Raw genomic sequence first — 18272 nt, 5'->3', positions numbered from 1 at the left:
AGGCAGATGAGGCGCGGCGCCGAAGGTGGCAGAAGCTGGCGCTGCCCCTCATCCGTCACTTCGTGACACCTTCTCCCCGTGAACGGGGAGAAGGAGAAGAGCTACTTCTTGTTCTTGGCCATCCAGTCCTGCTGTTCCTTGGTCAGGAATGCAGCCCATTGGTCGGCGACCTCCTTGGCCGTCTTCTGGCCGAGCAGCACCTCCTGGAAGTTCTTGATCGCCACCTGGTCGACGAAGTTGCCGAGGTTCTCCAGATGCGTCGGCGGCGTCACCATTTCATATTTGGAGGTATCGCTCAGCTCCGTGAACCAGCCCTTGAACTGCTCGGTCTTGAAATGGGCATCCTGGTCGGCGCCGTTGTGGATCGGGACGACACCGACTTCCTTGGCCCATTCCAGATTGTCCTTGGGCGACAAAAGCGTCGCCATCAGCTTCCAGGCATCGTCCTTGTGCTGGGAATTGGCGAACATGGCCCAGCCGGCATAACCCAGTGTCGGATAGGATTTGCCGCTCGGCCCGACCGGCAATGGCGCCACGGCGAAGTCATCGGCGCTCATCTTGTCGGCGATGCCGAGCAGCGCGTCCGGATCCTGGTTGAGCATGGCGCAGGTGCCGGAATAAAAGCCGGTGACGGTTTCGTTGAAGCCCCAGCTTACCGCATCCTTCGGCGCCAGGCCGTTCTTGTACATGTCGGCCAGCATCTGCAGGCCCTTGACCGAGCCCTCGTCGTTGATGGTCGAGGTGCCGTCTTGATTGAAGTAGCCGCCCTTGCCGGCGGCGATGTTCATGAACATGTGCATGCCGTTGAAGGCGCCGGGGCCGCCGCGCAGGCAATAGCCGTATTTGCCCGGAAGCGCCGAGATTTTCTTGGAATCCTCGACGAATTCATCGAGCGTCGCCGGCGGGCCATCGAGGCCGGCCTCCTTGAACAATTTCTTGTTCCAGAACAGCGCGTTCACATAGTAGCCGTAGGGGATCATGAACTGGGTGTTGTTGACGGTCGAGCCAAACTGCTTGGCGCGCTCGCCCAGCGTCTTGGCGTCGTCCCACTTGGCCATGTAAGGCCCGAGATCCTCGAGCTGCGCATTGTTGGCGTAAAGGCCCATCCAGCGTTCCGGCATCTCGACGATGTCTGGCGTGTCGCCGGCCTGCACCATGGTCAGGAACTTCTCGAAGGCCTGGCCCCAGGGCAGCGAGACCAGCTCGACCTTAATGCCCGGATTGGCGGTTTCGAACTCGGCGATCTGCTTCTTCAAAAATTCGGTGCGCGGCGGGCTGGTGATGACCTCGACCATCTTGAGGGTGGTGTCGGCCAGGGCGCCGCTTGCGGAAATTGCCAGTCCGGCGACGGCGGCAAGCATGAACGTCAGTCTTTTCATGTTCGGTACTCCCATTTTGAACGGCTCCGTTTATTTTTTTGCTTTGTCGAAGGCCTGGGCGATGTCGGCCCAAAGGTCCTCGACGCTTTCCAATCCGACGTTGAAGCGGATGGTTCGGGGGCTGACGCCGAAGCGCGCCATCGAATTCAGGCCCGGCGTCTGCTCGAGCGATGCCTTGGCCGGCACGACCAGGCTTTCATGACCGCCCCAGCTGACGCCGATGCGGAAGAACTTCAGCGCATCGACAAAAGCTGGGATGTCGACATCCTCCGTCACCTCGAAGGAGAACAGCCCGGCATAGCCGGCGAGCGTCGCCTTGCCCGGGTGGTTGGAATAGGCAGGGTGGTTGACCCGCTCGACCTGGCCATGCGCTTTCAGCCGCTCGGCCAGCGTCAGTCCGCTCTTCATGTGATGCGGCAGCCTGAGCGGCAGAGTGCGCAGACCGCGCAGCAAGAGCCACGCCTCGAAAGGCGAAAGCTTGCCGCCGAGCGAGGAATAGGTCTGTTCGTTGATGCGGCCGATATGCGCCGCGGAACCCGCCACCACGCCGGCGACGGTGTCGCTGTGGCCGCCAAGATATTTCGAGGCCGAATGCAGGACGAGATCGACGCCGTGCAGGATCGGCTTCTGGAACACCGGTGTCGCCCAGGAATTGTCGATGGTGGTGACGATGCCCTGCTCCTTGGCCAGCCGCGCCAGATGCGTGATGTCCTGCAACTCGAACATCATCGAGGTCGGGCTTTCCAGATAGAGTAGCTTGGCGCCGGGAAGAGCGGCCGCCACCGCATCCGGATCGGAACCGTCGACATAGTCGACCTTGATGTTGAGGCGCGGGAACAGCCGTTCGAACAGCCGATAGGCATCGCCATAGCAGTTGCGCACGGCAACGATGCGCTCGCCGGCGCCGACGAAGGCAAGCACCGTGGCGCTGATCGCCGCCATGCCGCTGGAAAAACCACGCGCTGCTTCGGCCCCTTCAAGGGCCGCGACACGCGCCTCGAATTCCATGACCGTCGGATTGTCGCCGCGCGAATAGATCGGCTGCTTCCTTCGGCCGGCGAAAGTGTCGGCCATCTCGGCATAATTGGCGAAGGTGAACAGCGAAGTCTGGTAGATCGGCGGCACCACCGCGCCGCCGGGGAACGGTTCGTCATGCGCCAGAAGCGTCGCCGCCTCGGCGAGATAGTCGCTGCCGAAAGTGCCTGGGTCGAAAGTGGTGGGGTACTCGTTCATTTCAGGTCCGAAAGTTTGAGATTGGCCGCGCCGCGCTTCAGATCGTCCTCGACGGTGGCGATCAGCTTCAGCGCCTCGGCCCGGGCGCCGTCCGGGTCGTGCGCGGCAATGCGTTCGTAGATGGTGCGATGGTAGGGAAAGCTGGCATGGCCGAAGTCACGCACGCCGAGCGGGTGCTCCCAGAAGCGGTGGAAGAGTTCGTGCATGGCGGCGATGATCTGCTCGAACAGCGGGTTGCCGGAGGCGCGGTAGACAGCCTGGTGGAACTCCCAGTCTTCCTCCGCCGACATGCCGGCGCGGCTGTGAAAAGCCTCTTCCATGAGGTCGAGCTTGCGCCCGATCTCGGCTATCTCGGCCTTGCCGGCGCGGATGGCACAAAGGGCGGCGGCCTCGGCCTCCAGTGCGCGGCGGATTTCGAGCGTCCGCATCAGGCCGGTGAAATCATTGCCGCCGGCGAGCGTCAGCGGCATGTGCAGCATATCGGGTGAGACGGCCGCCTTGAGATAGGTGCCGCTGCCCTGCCGTCGCTCGACGAGACCGAGCCCCTCCCAGCGCGTCAGCGCCTCGCGCACGGTGTTGCGGCTGACCTTGAGGCGCTCGGCGAGAATCCGTTCGGTCGGCAGTCTTTGGCCTGGACGCAGCGCTTCCTGCATGACGAAGCCGGCGAGTGCCTTCAGCACCGCGTCGTCACGAGCAGTCGTCTGTATCGGCGGAAGGCTGAACTCGGTCACGTCAAGGATTGCTCGAAGTGGTTCAATGGTCCAACCAATTTCTGCATGGAAGGAAGGCCATGTCAATCGGCCTCAGACGACGCCGAGGCCTACGCCAAATCCAGGGGCAAGGCCGAGATTCATGCCAGAGCGGCTTTTCTGAAAGCTGGCTTCGCCATGCTCACGACAAAAACCCATGGTGTTCCGGGGTTTGGCACAGAATCCTGATGTCATTTGGAAAGGGGGCCGGTCGGCGTTTGGCAGCGGTACGAGGAGGCCACTATGTGCCAGCGCCGGCCGGCCGACCCCACGGACCCAGGAGATGCGGCGGACCTGAGAATCATGGGGTATTCTTCGGATCGATCCGGCGAACTACCCTCGCGCCGGCTCCTTCATTGGTCTGCACATTTGCGCAACACCTCAGGAAAATCAACCATTTCTTAACCAAGCAACGGGAATCGCTTGCGTTAAGGTAAATGCGTAACCCTGTCGCACTGACTGGATAATCGAACGTCGGCGCTACGCTGCCTTGGCGACGACGCGGTTGCGGCCGCCGCTCTTGGCTTCGTAGAGCGCCAGATCGGCGCGCTTCATCAATCCCGCCACTGTGTCCACGCCCTTCAGCACCGATGATACGCCGACGCTGACGGTGACTTCGATCGTCTCGCCCTCGGAACCGATGGCAAACGGCATCTGGGCGATTTCGGCGCGAATCCGCTCCGCAACCCTTTCGGCGACCACGCCATCCGTGTCCGGCATCACCACGACGAACTCTTCGCCGCCGAAACGGCAAGCAAGGTCGATGCCGCGCACATTCTTGCGCAGCCGCCGCGCGAATTCGCGCAGCACGTCGTCGCCGCCGTCATGGCCATGCGCGTCGTTGATGGCCTTGAAGCGATCGAGATCGGTGATCATCACCGACAGCGGCCGTCGCCGCGCCACGGCGCGGTCGAACAGCGTCTGCAGATGGCTGTCGAGATAACGGCGGTTGTGCAGCCCGGTCAGCCCATCGGTCACCGCCATCTCGATGGTCTGGGTGACGCTGGCGCGGAGCTGGTCGTTGTAGCGCTTGCGGCGGATCTGCGTGCGCAGCCGCGCGGTCAGTTCCTGCTGGTCTATCGGCCGCATCAGATAGTCGTTGATGCCGAGTTCAAGGCCGCGCACGAGGCGTCCCTCCTCACCCTGCTCCGCCAGAAGGATGATTGGCAGGAAACGGGTGCGATCGAGCGAGCGCAATTGCGAACAAAGCCTCAGCGGATCGAAATCGGAGAAGGCCGTCGAGATCATCACGCATTCGTAAGGTGTCTCGGCGGCCTGGAAGAAGCCGGCATGCGGATCGGTGGCAATGTCGAGATCGGCGCTATCGCGCAGCATTTTCTGAATGCGCTCGAAGGAAGATTGACGCTCGTCGATCAAGAGAACCTTCGGCATCGTGTCTTCGGTGGCAAAATTGCGGCTCAGAAGCTCCTCGATGCCGATGTTGCGGGTGGTCGAGGCGCGCAGGCGCAGTTCGTCGGTCAGCGTCTTCAGCCTGACCAGGCTTTTGACGCGCGTCATCAGTTGCAGATCGTTGACCGGCTTGGTCAGAAAATCGTCGGCGCCGGCGTCGAGCCCGCGCACCCGGTCCGAAACCTGGTCGAGCGCGGTAATCATGACGATCGGGATATGCGATGTCGCCGGATCGCTCTTCAGCCGCCGGCAGACCTCGAACCCATCCATGTCAGGCATCATCACGTCGAGCAGCACGACATCGACCTTGCCGTTTTCGCAGGTTTCGATCGCGTCCGGCCCATTGGTGGCGGTCAGCACCTCGAAATATTCGGCGAGCAGCCGGACCTCGAGCAGCCTCACATTGGCAGGGATGTCGTCGACGACGAGGATCCGTGCGGTCATCTCATAAAGCTCCGGCTCGGCTGAAAGGGCGCATCAGGCATCGCCCAGGTAGGATTTGATGGTTTCGATGAAACGCGGCACCGAGATCGGCTTCGAAATATAAGCCTCGCAGCCACCCTGGCGGATGCGCTCCTCGTCGCCCTTCATCGCGAAGGCGGTGACGGCAATGACCGGGATGACATGGAGATCATCGTCCTCCTTCAGCCACTTGGTCACTTCCAGCCCCGACACTTCGGGCAACTGGATATCCATGAGGATCAGGTCCGGCCGATGCTTTCGCGCCAGATCCAGGGCTTCCAGACCGTTGCGCGTGCGCACCGTTTCGTAGCCGCTTGCTTCGATGAGGTCCCGAAAGAGCTTCATATTGAGCTCATTGTCCTCGACGATCATGACCTTCTTTGGCATCGATTTCCCGTTCCGGCTCGACCTTCCGCTCGAAGGCTGCCGTCATGCGCCCCTGACGAAACGCACCAAACCTTGCTCACAATACGGCAATAAGATTGATGAAACGCAAACCGGCAGCCGCAAAAGCCGTTCGGTTTCCACTTCGAACGCCCCATCGAAGAGCTTGCCGCGGGCGGCACTTGCGACTACTGCGAAAAGAGACTCATTCCATCCCAGAGAAGGTAGCGATGGCAAACGCATCGTCAATGCGTGAGGAGGCCGAAACCATTGCCGTGAAGGCATTGGGCTTCGTTGCCGCGGACCCGGAGCTTCTGCCCCGCTTCCTGGCAATCACCGGTATCGAGGCGCATTCGGTCCGCCGGGCGGCCGGCGAGCCGGGTTTTTTGGCCGGCGTGCTGCAATTCATCCTCGCCCACGAGCCGACGCTAATGCGGTTTGCCGAGGAAACCGGCACGCCGCCGGCCGCCATCGGCAAGGCACTGAGGGCGTTGCCGCTGGGCGACGACAATCACGAGCATTCCATATGAGCGACGATCCCGAAACCGCGCGACAGATCGAGGAACTTGCCGCCGATGACCGGCCGTTGCTGGTGCTCGATGTCGACGATGTCGTGCTCGAATTCATCCGGCCTTTTCCGCATTTTCTCCAGGCACGCGGCTTCGGCCTGACGCTCGCTTCCTTCCGTCTCACCGGCAACATCGCCGAAACGGCGAGCGGCCGTCTGATCGAACAGCCCGAGGTGACGACACTTCTGGGTGAGTTCTTCGACGCGCAGGCCGACTGGCAAAGCATCACCGACGGTGCCGAGGATGCTCTTGCGGCGATTGGCGACAGCGCCGAGATCGTCCTGCTGACGGCCATGCCGCACAAGCATCGTGCCGTGCGCCGCGCCCATCTCGACGCGCTCGGGCTCAACTATCCGCTTTTGACCACCGAAATGGCCAAGGGGCCGGCGGTGGCCAAATTACGCGGCAACAAGGACCGACCGGTCGCCTTCGTCGACGATCAGCCGTCCAATCTGGTGTCGGTGCGGGGCTCGGTCGCCGACGCGCACCTCTTCCACCTGATGGCAGACAACTCGCTGCGTGCCTTCCTGCCGCCGGTGCCGGACGGTATCACCGTCGTCGAGGACTGGCACGACGCCACGCCGAAGATCGCGAGCGCTCTGGGGCTTTAGTGCGAGCGCTCAGGGCTGCAACTTAGGTCCTGCCCCGCCATCCTCGCCCTGGCCCGAGCCGTCATCTTGGCCCGCGGCGCTATCCCGAACGGCATCGGCCCGCCTCAACAAGGCGCCGTTGACGGTGACCGAGCCATCGGCCTTGGTGTTGATCACCCATTCCAGCCGGCCGTCCGGCAGCGTCTTGCCGAAACCTTTGACGGCCAGGGCGAAGGGGAAGGCTTGCGCCGCCTGCTGGTCGCTTTTCGCGCCCTCCTTCAGGACATCGACGATCCTGTCGTAGCCGGCCACAGCGACGGTCACGGTTGCATCAGGCTTTTCGCCGCCCTGGAAAGCCATCTCGCCTTCCATGGTGACTTCGACGTCGCCATTCTTCACGGTCGAGTGGCCGAGGACTACTTTGGGTTTCTTGGCCTTGAAGTCGGCGACCAAAGCCTTGCCGAATTCCCCCGGCAACGGCAGAGTCTGATTGAGATCAAAGGCTTCGATCGTCTTCTTCGCCATCGTATCGAGATCGATATTGGCGCCGCCGAAGTTGAGGTCAATATCCGTCGGCACCAGTGGACCAGTCCAGGCAGGCAGCAATTGCCGGGGGATCGTCAGGCCGGAGGCCTTGATCCCATAGTTGATCTTGCCGTTCTGGGAGACGCCATCCAGGCCGCTAGCCAAATCCAACTGCTTCGCACCCCACTTGCCGAACGGGCTCTCCATTGCGAAATCCTTGAAGGCGTACGTTCCATCGATTCTTTCCCAGACAGGCAAGGCCGCAAGGAGACGTGACTTAAGTTCCGCCTGATTTGCTTTCAGTTTCGCCTCGTCTTGATTAGCGACGGCAAAAGCAAGCAGATCCATCAACGCCTTTGTCCGAACACCCTTGCCGTTCGCATGCACCGAAAGTTCCGGCGAATTGAGGGTGACCGGGAAATTCAACCCGCGCTCGGGATCGTTGATTTTAAGGACTTCAGCAAAATTCAAGATCTTTTCCGCGACAGTGAAATCGATGCCGCCGTTCGCCGATTTCGTCGAATTTAGCGTGGCGGTGCCGGCACCGACAGAGACATCGGCCTCTTGCTTCGGCTCCCGGGTTTTCATCGTCATGGCGTCCATTGACCCCGTGGCGCTGACGAAGGCCGCCAGGGCCGGATCATACACACCGGTGAACTTGTTGTTCGACACCGAAAAGTCGATGTGCTGCGGTCCTTGAGGCCCCTTGAAATCGAACGATCCGTTCAGCGACGTATCCGCCGATACGTCCCACTGCCCGTCCTGGCGCGGCTTGACCCGCATGTCGTAAGGCGTGACGTCGAACTTGAAGAAATCCTGTTTCGACAGCAAAGCGACGAGCGGCTTGACATCGACGGCGAGTTTGTACGCATCGCCGTCGGCAGTGATTTTCAACAGCCCGATATCGAACCCCTGCCTGCCGAAATAATGTGCCAGATCATCGGTAAGCTTCTTCGCGCCTTGGCTGTCGACGGACTGGGCGAAAGCGGGTGCGCTAAACGCGACGGCGAGAACAAATAGCAATACACGCTTCACGTCGGTTCTCCGTTGTCTCGGGCCAAATCATTGCTTGTGTTAGTGAAACAGCGTTACAGCCGCAAGACGCCAACTGTAGGCCAAGAGCATCCGGCTAAAGCACCAGCCGCATCAGCGGCCTGCCCGCTTTGCGTTCCACAAGCCGTTCGAAGCCCGCCTTCTCGAAAACCCGCGATGAACCGACGAACAGGCCGATCGAGCGCGAGTCTTTCGACAGGTCCATCGGGCAGGCCTCGACCAGCCGCGCGCCGTTCTGGCGGGCAAACTCGATGCCGCCCGCGACCAGCCGGTGCGACACGCCCCTGCCCCGCGCCTTGGCCCGGATGAAGAAACAGGAGATTGCCCAGACACCCGGGTCGGTGGCATCGGCTGGGTCGACGGGGGCCGACCCCCTGCCCTTATTGTTCCACTCCGGCACGTCGGCGCGCGGACCGATCTGCATCCAGCCGACCGCCTTGCCATCCTCGAATGCCAGCACGCCAGGTGGTGGCCCAACCTCGATCCGGGCCTTGATGTGGTCCTTGTTGCGCTCCTTGTCGCTCGCGCGCCGCACCGCCGGCGCCAGCCGGAAATGCGTGCACCAGCAGCCGTAACAGGCGCCCTGCTTGCCGAAAAGATCCTCGAAATCCGCCCAAAGCTTGGGCGCCAGGGGCGCGATGGTCGTATTCATGAACTCTCTCCCGGCCAGCCGCCTTGTCGCGGCCTCCGTCCTGACGTACCATTGCGTTTGTTCTCTTTATGTTCGCATCGATGGCGGCTCCTGTCAACAATCCCGATCACGGTTTTTGCCGCGACTGCCTGACCTTCCAGCGCGGCGAGGCGCGACGCTGCGAACGCTGCGGCAGCCCGCGGCTTGCCCGCCATCCCGAGCTCTACAAGCTGCATCTTGCCCATATCGACTGCGACGCGTTTTACGCAGCCATCGAAAAGCGCGACAACCCGGCGCTGAAGGACCGGCCGTTGATCATCGGCGGCGGCAAGCGCGGCGTCGTGTCCACTGCGTGCTACATCGCGCGCATCCACGGCGTGCGCTCGGCCATGCCGATGTTCAAGGCGCTCGAAGCCTGTCCGGAAGCGGTGGTCATGCCGCCAGACATGGAGAAATATGCCCGTGTCGGCCGCGAAGTGCGAGCCCTGATGCAAGCACTAACACCGCTGGTCGAGCCGATCTCCATCGATGAGGCATTTTTGGACCTTGCCGGCACCGAGCGTTTGCATGGCCTGCCGCCGGCGGTGGTGCTGGCGCGCTTTGCGCTCGGCGTGGAGAAGGAAATCGGCATCACCGTGTCATCGGGCCTTTCCTACTGCAAGTTCCTGGCCAAGGTGGCGTCGGATTTTCGCAAGCCACGCGGCTTCTCGGTGATCGGCGAGGCCGAGGCGCCGGGCTTTCTGGCCGGGCAGCCGGTGACGCTGATCTGGGGCGTGGGTAAGGCCTTCGAGGCCGCGCTCGAGCGGGACGGCATCCGCACAATCGGCCAGTTGCAGCGCATGGAGCGCGGCGACCTGATGCATCGTTATGGCGTGATGGGCGACCGGCTCTACCGGCTTTCGCGCGGCGAGGACGACCGCCGCGTCCACCCCGACCAGGATGCGAAAAGCGTATCTGCCGAAACCACTTTCGATACCGATATCGCCTCGCTGGACGAATTGGTCTCGGTGCTGAGGGCGCTGTCGGAAAAGGTCTCGGCGCGGCTGAGGAAATCCGGCATTGCCGGGCGCACAGTCGTGCTGAAGCTGAAGACCCAGGATTTCAAGACCCGCACGCGCAACCGCCAGCTCGGCGACCCGACCCGGCTGGCCGACCGGATTTTCTCGACCGGCCTCGACCTGTTGCGCCGAGAGGCGGACGGGACGAAATACCGGCTGCTCGGCATCGGCGTCAGCGACCTCTGCGACGACAAAAAGGCCGATCCGCCCGATCTGGTCGACGTCCGGTCGCGCAAGCGCGCCATGGCCGAAGGCGCCATCGACGCGCTGCGCGACAAGTTCGGCAAGAAGGCCGTGGAAACAGGTTATACCTTCGGCAAGGGCCGCAACGCCCATCCGCCCGAGCCGATCGACGACTGACACCGGCCGGCGGCGACTCCATCCGAGCTCAAGTGCGTCTGAGATCGATCCGGCTGGTCACCACAGTCTTGCCGGTTTTCGGGTCGACGTCGGTAACGGTGAGCCGCATCCCGTCCTCGCCGTTCTTCTCGACCGTGAGCCGCGCCTTGCGATCGCCATTGACCTCCTTCGCCCAGCTTATGCCGAGATTGATGGCATCACCGGATCGGCTGCCGTTGAGCTGCGCCGGCCCGGTGCGGGACCCGACATAGACGCCGGTGTATTTCGCCCCGCTCGACTTCAGATCCGCGCTGATGGCTCGTGTCACCACGACAAGCCCGCGGCATTTGCCATCCAGGGACAGCGAGGTCGATGTCGCATCGGAACTGAAGGTGCAGGAGACGTTCACTGTCGGCGCGTCGGTAGTCACCTTGACGATGCCTTTGCCGGCGAAACTCCCCTGGAACGAGTTCAGGAAACTGGCATCGTCGGCATGCGCCGTACCCGCAGCCATCAAGCAGCCGGCAAATATAGATAGCGAGAATGATTTCATAAAACCTCTCCCCGTTGTTACCGTAAAGACAGAATTTCAGCGAATTTGGCAAATACTGCGACTCAACGCCTGCCGCTGCGGCAGGTTCCGCTTTCAACATGACTGTTTTGCAACGCGCCGGTTCTGGCCCAGTCGAATGCGTCGCCTAGCGGTTGCGGGAAAAGCCTCGGCTTGCGACATAGCGCGCATGGCACCCTCACCCTCGATCCCGAAGGCCGCGTTCTGGATGGCGTTGTCGGTCGCCTCATTCCTGGCGATGTCGGTCGCCGGCCGCGCCACGACCGCCGAGCTCAACGTCTTCCAGGTGCTGGAACTGCGCTCGGTGATCGGCCTTCTCATCCTGCTGCCGCTGGTGATGGCATCAGGCGGCTTTGCAGCGATGCGCACCAAACGGCCCGTCGCCCATATCGCACGCAACGTCATCCACTATACAGGCCAGGCAGCATGGCTTTACGCGCTGACGCTGATTCCGCTCGGTGTGCTGATCTCCATCGAATTCACGACACCGATCTGGACGGCCATTCTGGCGGTCGGTTTCCTCGGCGAAAGGCTCTCTCGGCCAAGGCTTGCGGCGATCGTGCTCGGGCTGATCGGCGTGGTGATCATCGTGCGTCCAGGCATAGGCGCCGTTAATCCGGGATATGTTGTCGTCCTGGGCGCCGCGGTCTGCTTCGGCATCTCGGTGGTCCTGGTCAAATCGCTGACGAAGACGGACAGCGTCGTGCGCATCATCTTCTGGATGCTGGTCATCCAGTCGGTTATCGGCCTTGTCCCGGCACTCTACGAGTGGCGCAACCCGCCGCTCGAACTGTGGCCGTGGATCGTGCTGATCGCTTTCACCGGCATGTCGTCGCACTTTTGCATGGCCCGGGCGCTCGGCTATGCCGACGCCACGGTCATCTCGCCGATGGATTTCCTGCGCGTGCCGCTGTCGGCGGTGATCGGCTGGCTGCTCTATCACGAGCAGATCGACGCCTTCACCGCCGGTGGCGCCTTGCTGATCCTGATGGGCAATCTGCTCAACCTGCAACGTAGAGCGACGAAACCCGCGGAGATCGCGGTATCATAGTGCCTTGGGGCTCAATCGCCGTCGTCGGGTATCTTGAGTGCGTGCCCGCAGGCCTTGCAGTGAACGGCGTCGGGCTCGTGCCGCTGAAGTCCGCATTGCGGGCAAGGAAAAAAGACCTTGGCGGGACGGAAGAGCGCCCGCGCAAGCCTGACGAACAGCGATATGCCGATGATCATGGTGACGATCGCGGTAAGCTTGCCCGATATCCCCGGCAGGACGATGTCGCCGAATCCGGTCGTGGTCACCGTGGCGACGGTGAAATAAAGCGCGTCGACATAGCCTTCGACACCGGTCCCGGTGCGGAAGAAGAAGGTGTAGACGAAGCCGGTGATGACAAGGAGGAATGTCAGGAGATTGATGACCGCGTGGCTCGCCTCGCGCCATTTTTTGAAGCCGCGCATCTCGAAAAACCGCCACAGCGCGCCGCTGCGCGACAGCGACCACAGCCGCAATATGCGCAGAAAACCCAGATTGGCCAGCGCCGTGGGCATCAGCAGCGTTAGCAGGATGAAGGCGTCGACCCACGACGTCGGCTGTTTCATCAGGCGCAGCATGTCGTTGGAGGCAAGCAGCCGGGCAATCATGTCGGCGGCAACAAGGGCTGCCACCGAATAATCTAGCCAGAGGAACGACGGCGATTGCTGGATCACCGGTGTGGCGATGAAGAAGGCGATGATGGCAAGATCGACGAAAATTGCGGCCATCTGAAACCGGAAGGCCGCCGGCGTGCGCCCGTGATAAAGCTTGCGCAACGTATCGCGCAGTCGCGTCACGGCCGAAAGATCCTGCACTCCGTCGCTGCCTGGCGCCTTCATGACGACTGCGATACCGTTCGCGGCGACGGCCGTCCAGCCTTGCCGGGCGATGGTTGGGCATCGCGACCACGGTGGATCATGACCCTAGACAAGTTCCACTTCCACCACGCCCGGCACCGCCCGCATGGCCGACGCGATCTGTGGCGAGACGCGGTAACGGTTGGGCAGTTCGATCTCGACCTCGCCCTGCGCCTCTTCCTTGATAACGATAATGCTCACCTGACTGTCGCCACGCTGGGTAAGCTGCGATTGAATCGCCGACGCCGGCCGGTCGTTCCTGACAAAGATGCGCAGCGCCTTCTGGACGCGGCTTGCCTCGTCTTCCAGCGACTGCACGGTCTGGATGCGCAAATTGACACCTTCCGGCCTGTCTTCGGCCGAAACGGTGATCACCACCGAGCGGCCAGGCTCCAGAAGATCGCGGTATTGCGCCAGGCCTTCGGAGAACAGCACCGCCTCATATTGGCCCGAATTGTCGGAGAACTGCACGACGCCCATCTTGTTGCCGGTGCGCGTCTTGCGTTCCTGCTTGGTGGTGACGGTGCCGGCAAGCCGGCCGGCCGCAGCCCCCCTTTTGACGGCGGCAGAGAACTCGCTCCAATTCTGAACCCGCATCTTCTGCAATGCCGCCTTGTACTCGTCGAGCGGGTGCGCCGACAGATAGAAGCCGACCACCTGGAATTCGCGGTGCAGGCGGTCGGCGGCGAGCCAAGGATCGGTCGCCGGCAGGTTGAGCGCTTGCGACTGCGCGCCGAGCGAAGCGCCGAAAATGTCGGCCTGGCCGGAGACGGCATTCTGCTGCGCCAGCGACGCCAGCCCCATCATCCGTTCGACACCCGCCATCATCGCGGCGCGGTCATGGCCGAAGCAATCCAGCGCCCCAGCCATGATCAGGCTTTCGAAGACGCGCTTGCCGACGATCTTGGGATCGACCCTTTCGCAGAAATCGGCGAGGCTCTTGAACGGCTTTTCGCCGCGCGCGGCGACGATATGCTCGACCGCCGCATCGCCAACGCCCTTGAGTGCCGCCAGGGAATAGAAGATCTTGTTCTCGCCGACCTCGAAGGCGCGGAAACTGGTCATCACCGACGGCGCCACGACTTCGATGCCCAGGCGCAGTGCATCCTGGCGGAAATCGGCGAGCTTGTCGGTGTTGCCCATGTCGAGCGTCATCGACGCGGCCAGGAACTCGACCGGATAATGCGCCTTGAGATAGGCCGTCTGGTAGGAGACGACCGCGTAAGCCGCGGCATGCGACTTGTTGAAACCATAGTCGGCGAATTTGGCCAGAAGGTCGAAGATGAAGTCGGCCTGCGGCTTGCCGACGCCGCGCTCGACCGCGCCCGAGACGAAGCGCTCGCGCTGCTTGTCCATCTCGGCGCGGATCTTCTTGCCCATGGCGCGGCGCAGAAGGTCGGCTTCGCCGAGCGAATATCCGGCAAGCTCCTGCGCGATCTGCATGACCTGTTCCTGGTAGACGATGACGCCTTGCGTCTCCTTGACCAGGTGATCGATCTTCGGGTGGATCGAGGCCATCTCCTCCTCGCCATGCTTTCTGGCGTTGTAGGTCGGGATGTTCTCCATCGGGCCTGGACGATAGAGAGCGACCAGCGCGATAATGTCCTCGATGCAGTCGGGCCGCATGCCGATCAGCGCCTTGCGCATGCCGGCACTTTCCACCTGGAACACGCCGACCACCTCGCCGCGCGACAGCATGGCATAGGTGTCCGGATCGTCGAGCGGTATCGTCGCCAGGTCGATGTCGATGCCACGGCGGCGGATCAGCTTGACCGCCGTCTCCAGCACCGTCAGCGTCTTCAGGCCGAGGAAGTCGAACTTCACCAGCCCGGCCTGCTCGACATATTTCATGTTGAACTGGGTGACCGGCATGTCCGAGCGCGGATCGCGGTACATCGGCACCAGCTCCGACAAAGGTCTATCGCCGATGACGATGCCGGCGGCGTGGGTCGAGGCGTGGCGATAGAGGCCTTCCAGCTTTTGCGCCATGTCGAGCAGCGTCTGGACGATCGGCTCCTTCTCGGCCTCCTCGGCAAAGCGCGGCTCGTTGGCGATGGCGTCCGCAAGCTTGACCGGATTGGCCGGGTTCGACGGCACCATCTTGGAGAGCTTGTCGACCTGGCCGTAAGGCATCTGCAGCACGCGGCCGACGTCGCGCAGCACCGCGCGCGCCTGCAGCGTACCGAAGGTGATGATCTGGCCGACCTGGTCGCGGCCGTATTTCTGCTGGACGTAGCGGATGACCTCCTCGCGCCGGTCTTGGCAGAAGTCGATGTCGAAGTCGGGCATCGACACGCGGTCGGGGTTGAGGAAGCGCTCGAACAGCAAGGAGAAGCGCAGCGGGTCGATGTCGGTGATGGTTGTGGAATAGGCGACCAGCGAGCCGGCGCCCGAACCGCGGCCGGGCCCGACCGGAATGCCTTGCGCCTTGGCCCATTTGATGAAATCGGCAACGATCAGGAAATAGCCGGGGAACTTCATCTTGGTGATGATGCCGAGCTCGAAATCGAGCCGTTCGCGATATTGCTCCACCGTATAGCCCGGGGTGGGGCCGTGCGCGGCGAGCCGCGCTTCCAGCCCCTCATGCGCCTGGCGGGCCAGCTCGTCGGCTTCCGCCTTTACCGCGGCGTCGTTGTCGGCGACATCGCCGCCGGTGAAACGCGGCAGGATCGGATTGCGGGTTTTCGGATAATAGGAACAACGCAGCGCAATCTCGACCGTGTTGTCGATCGCTTCCGGCAAATCGGCAAACAGCCGTGCCATGTCGGCCTGGCTTCTCAGGAAGTTGTCGGGCGACAGGCGACGGCGGTTGTCGACAGCGACGACCGAGCCCTCGGCGATGGCGATCAGCGCGTCATGCGCCTCATAGTCTTCGCGCGAGGAAAAAAACGCCTCATTGGTGGCGACTAACGGCAGGTCGTGGCTGTAGGCCAGATCGACTGCCGACTTCTCGATTGCGCGGTCGTAGCCGGAAACCCGATCCAACTCGACATAGAGCCGGTCGCCGAACAGCGCCTTGAGCGCGAGCAGCCGCTGCTCTGCAAGATCGCGACGGTCTTCCTTCAGGGCAGAGCCGATCGGCCCGCGCGGCCCGCCGCTGAGGCAGATCAGCCCGTCGCAATGGCCCTCCAGCATCCCGGTCGTCAGATGCACGGCTTCGCCGGGCGGCGTTTCGAGATAGACCCGGCTGACCAGTCTGACCAAATTGCTGTAACCGGCCTCGGTCGCCGCGATCAAAACCACCGGCCGCATGTCCGGGCCTTGCCGCCTGCGGTCGCGCTGGCTGTCGTTCGCTTCGCCGGAAAAGGCGAGAGCAGTCTGGCAGCCGATGATCGGCTGGATGCCCTCCTTCACCGCCTTCTGGGCAAATTCCAGCGCCCCGAACAGATTGTTGGTGTCGGTCACGGCGATTGCCGGGCACTCGTCCTTGACCGCGTGGGCGACGACCGTGCCGAGCTGCAGGGCGCCTTCGAGCAGCGAATAGGCAGAATGCACGCGCAGATGGATGAACGGCCGCGCAGGCGCTTCCGGCCGCGATGCCTTTGCAGCTGCCTCACGCAACAGCGGGTCGCGTGGAAGTCTGTCATCCGCCATGATTTTCCGTATTGCCCGAGGGACTCAATCGATAGAGATGTATTGTCCGGGACCGGACGATGCCAGTCCAGTACGAACGACAGCTGACCACAGGCTTCCGGCGGCCGTGCGGCTAAAGCACTTTGCAGCCAAGCGGAATCGCTTGGCGTCGCAGAAATGCGGCTAAAACAAATGGACAGAGCGGATGCCAGATTCACTCAAATGCATCCCCTCTATGGTCACGCGAACTCCATGATCACCGCATCGACGGCAAGACTGTCGCCCGGCCTGGCGTTGAGTTTCGACACGGTGAGGTCGCGCTCGGCGCGCAGCACATTTTCCATCTTCATCGCCTCGACCACGGCCAGCGTCTCGCCGGCCTTGACCTCCTGACCCTCGGTGACGGCAATCGACACCACGAGGCCGGGCATCGGACAGAGCAGCATCTTCGACGTGTCCGGCGGCACTTTTGCCGGCATCAGCCTTTCAAGTTCGGCCGTGCCCGGCAGCATGGCGCGCGCCGTCACCGACATGCCTTTCCAGGCGATGCGCAACCCGTTTGGCACCGGCCTGATCTGTGCCGCGATCCTGCGGTTGCCGACCGTGCCGCGCCAGATGAGGTCGCCGGGCCGCCAGCCGGACGCCACCGTCAGTGCCTTGCCGCCGTCGATCGCCAGATCGATTTCCATTGGGATGGAGATCATGCCCTCGATGATCAAGGCCGAAAGATAGTCGTCGCCGATCTTCACCACCCAGTCCCGCTTCAGCACGCCCGAATGCGGCGCCAGCCGTCCGCCCAGCCGGTCGAGCCGGTCGCGGCGCAGCAGCTCGACCGCGGTGGCGATCGACGCCAGCACCGCCTTCTCCTCGCTATCGGGCACGATCGGCGCGAAGCCGTCAGGATATTCCTCAGCGATAAAAGCGGTCGATATCCGGCCTTCGCGCCAGCGCGGATGCTGCATCAATGCGGCCAGGAACGGTATGTTGTGCTCGATGCCGTCGACAACAAAACTGTCGAGTGCCTCCGACATGGCGTCTATTGCCGCGAGCCGCGTCGGCGCCCAGGTGCACAGCTTGGCTACCATCGGATCGTAGAACATTGAAATCTCGGAGCCTTCGGTGACGCCGGTGTCGTTGCGGATGACGACATCGCCGAACCGCCCCTCGTCCGGCGGCCGGTATCTGGTCAGCCGGCCGATCGAGGGCAGGAAATTGCGATAGGGATCCTCGGCATAGAGGCGGCTTTCCACCGCCCAGCCGTTCAGCTTCACGTCGCTCTGCTTGATGGCAAGCTTTTCGCCGGATGCCACGCGGATCATCTGCTCGACCAGATCGATGCAGGTGATGAGCTCCGTCACCGGGTGCTCGACCTGCAATCGCGTATTCATTTCAAGGAAATAGAAGTTCTTTTCACTATCGACGATGAACTCCACGGTGCCCGCGCTCTGGTAGTCGACAGCCCTGGCCAGCGCCACCGACTGCTCGCCCATTGCTTTCCGGGTCTTGGCGTCGAGAAAAGGCGACGGCGCTTCCTCGGCGACTTTCTGGTTGCGGCGCTGGATCGAGCATTCGCGCTCGCCGAGATAAAGCGCATTGCCATGCGCGTCGGCAAGCACCTGGATCTCGATATGGCGCGGATCGACCACGAATTTCTCGATGAACACGCGATCGTCGCCGAACGAGCTTTTGGCTTCCGACCGCGCGCGATCGAACCCGTCACGCACCTCGGCCTTGCTCCAGGCGATGCGCATGCCCTTGCCGCCGCCGCCGGCCGAGGCCTTGATCATCACGGGATAACCGATCTCACCGGCGATCTTTTCCGCATGGTCGGCATTCTCGATGACGCCGAGCCAGCCGGGCAC

16 protein-coding genes are annotated in these 18272 nt (G+C 62.5%); 5 read left to right on the top strand and 11 right to left on the bottom strand.

All coding sequences use genetic code 11. The features are described from left to right. Window positions 1-101: 101 nt before the first annotated feature. From CN311_RS22325 to CN311_RS22300, 5 genes are all read right to left on the bottom strand, one after another. Window positions 102-1379, bottom strand: a complete 1278-nt coding sequence (locus CN311_RS22325) for an ABC transporter substrate-binding protein (RefSeq protein ID WP_097575870.1) — start codon at window positions 1377-1379, stop codon at window positions 102-104. Between the two features lie 30 nt (window positions 1380-1409). After that, window positions 1410-2612: a PLP-dependent transferase gene (locus CN311_RS22320; protein WP_097575869.1), complete on the bottom strand. Its 1203-nt coding sequence runs from the start codon at window positions 2610-2612 to the stop codon at window positions 1410-1412. Next, a complete protein-coding gene (locus CN311_RS22315) occupies window positions 2609-3343 on the bottom strand; it encodes a FadR/GntR family transcriptional regulator (protein ID WP_097575868.1) in 735 nt (244 codons plus the stop codon). Before CN311_RS22315 ends, CN311_RS22320 begins: the two co-directional genes overlap by 4 nt. A gap of 498 nt (window positions 3344-3841) precedes the next feature. Next, window positions 3842-5215 (bottom strand): PleD family two-component system response regulator, encoded by a 1374-nt coding sequence (locus CN311_RS22305; RefSeq protein ID WP_097575867.1) that lies wholly within the window; start codon window positions 5213-5215, stop codon window positions 3842-3844. Window positions 5216-5248: 33 nt separating this feature from the next. After that, window positions 5249-5620, bottom strand: a complete 372-nt coding sequence (locus tag CN311_RS22300) for a response regulator (protein WP_010909712.1) — start codon at window positions 5618-5620, stop codon at window positions 5249-5251. Here CN311_RS22300 and CN311_RS33030 point away from each other — a divergent pair. From CN311_RS33030 to CN311_RS22290, 3 genes are read left to right on the top strand one after another with little or no spacing between them, the layout of a single operon-like run. Beyond that, the gene (locus tag CN311_RS33030; RefSeq protein WP_208866555.1) at window positions 5604-5873 is read left to right on the top strand and encodes a hypothetical protein; all 270 of its coding nucleotides are present in this window, start codon (window positions 5604-5606) and stop codon (window positions 5871-5873) included. The two genes, CN311_RS22300 and CN311_RS33030, sit on opposite strands and share 17 nt — an antisense overlap. After that, on the top strand, window positions 5848-6147 hold the full coding sequence (locus tag CN311_RS22295) for a DUF3572 domain-containing protein (protein ID WP_097575866.1): 300 nt from the start codon (window positions 5848-5850) through the stop codon (window positions 6145-6147). The genes CN311_RS33030 and CN311_RS22295 overlap by 26 nt, the downstream gene beginning before the upstream one ends. Further along, window positions 6144-6797, top strand: coding sequence for a hypothetical protein (locus CN311_RS22290; protein ID WP_097575865.1), 654 nt, complete (start codon window positions 6144-6146; stop codon window positions 6795-6797). The genes CN311_RS22295 and CN311_RS22290 overlap by 4 nt, the downstream gene beginning before the upstream one ends. Window positions 6798-6806: 9 nt before the next feature. On the opposite strand, the gene CN311_RS22285 is transcribed toward CN311_RS22290, so the two are convergent. Then, window positions 6807-8336 carry a DUF2125 domain-containing protein gene (locus CN311_RS22285; RefSeq protein WP_097575864.1) on the bottom strand — a complete coding sequence of 510 codons (1530 nt, stop codon included), beginning with the start codon at window positions 8334-8336 and terminating at the stop codon, window positions 6807-6809. 94 nt (window positions 8337-8430) lie between these two features. After that, window positions 8431-9006: a GNAT family N-acetyltransferase gene (locus tag CN311_RS22280; RefSeq protein ID WP_097575863.1), complete on the bottom strand. Its 576-nt coding sequence runs from the start codon at window positions 9004-9006 to the stop codon at window positions 8431-8433. Window positions 9007-9074: 68 nt separating this feature from the next. Between CN311_RS22280 and CN311_RS22275 the strand changes: the two genes are divergently transcribed. Continuing rightward, entirely contained in the window at window positions 9075-10403 is a 1329-nt protein-coding gene (locus CN311_RS22275) for a DNA polymerase IV (protein WP_097575862.1), read from the top strand. A 28-nt stretch (window positions 10404-10431) separates the two neighbouring features. Here the strand turns inward: CN311_RS22275 and CN311_RS22270 are convergent, their stop codons facing one another. Further along, a complete protein-coding gene (locus CN311_RS22270) occupies window positions 10432-10935 on the bottom strand; it encodes a hypothetical protein (protein ID WP_097575861.1) in 504 nt (167 codons plus the stop codon). Window positions 10936-11122: 187 nt separating this feature from the next. Between CN311_RS22270 and CN311_RS22265 the strand changes: the two genes are divergently transcribed. After that, complete coding sequence (locus CN311_RS22265; RefSeq protein ID WP_097575860.1) at window positions 11123-12004, top strand: DMT family transporter; 882 nt, start codon at window positions 11123-11125, stop codon at window positions 12002-12004. An 11-nt stretch (window positions 12005-12015) separates the two neighbouring features. On the opposite strand, the gene CN311_RS22260 is transcribed toward CN311_RS22265, so the two are convergent. From CN311_RS22260 to CN311_RS22250, 3 genes are all read right to left on the bottom strand, one after another. Then, complete coding sequence (locus CN311_RS22260; RefSeq protein WP_097575859.1) at window positions 12016-12819, bottom strand: potassium channel family protein; 804 nt, start codon at window positions 12817-12819, stop codon at window positions 12016-12018. Between the two features lie 84 nt (window positions 12820-12903). Continuing rightward, window positions 12904-16431: a DNA polymerase III subunit alpha gene (dnaE, locus tag CN311_RS22255; protein ID WP_097575858.1), complete on the bottom strand. Its 3528-nt coding sequence runs from the start codon at window positions 16429-16431 to the stop codon at window positions 12904-12906. 218 nt (window positions 16432-16649) lie between these two features. Continuing rightward, on the bottom strand, window positions 16650-18272 hold a 1623-nt coding region (locus tag CN311_RS22250), incomplete at its 5' end, for an ATP-binding protein (protein ID WP_097575857.1).

This window comes from Mesorhizobium sanjuanii (genome assembly GCF_002529485.1).
Lineage (GTDB): Bacteria > Pseudomonadota > Alphaproteobacteria > Rhizobiales > Rhizobiaceae > Mesorhizobium > Mesorhizobium sanjuanii.
The sequence above is the reverse complement of the archived record's forward strand: the minus strand, read 5'-3'. Positions and strand labels throughout refer to the sequence as shown.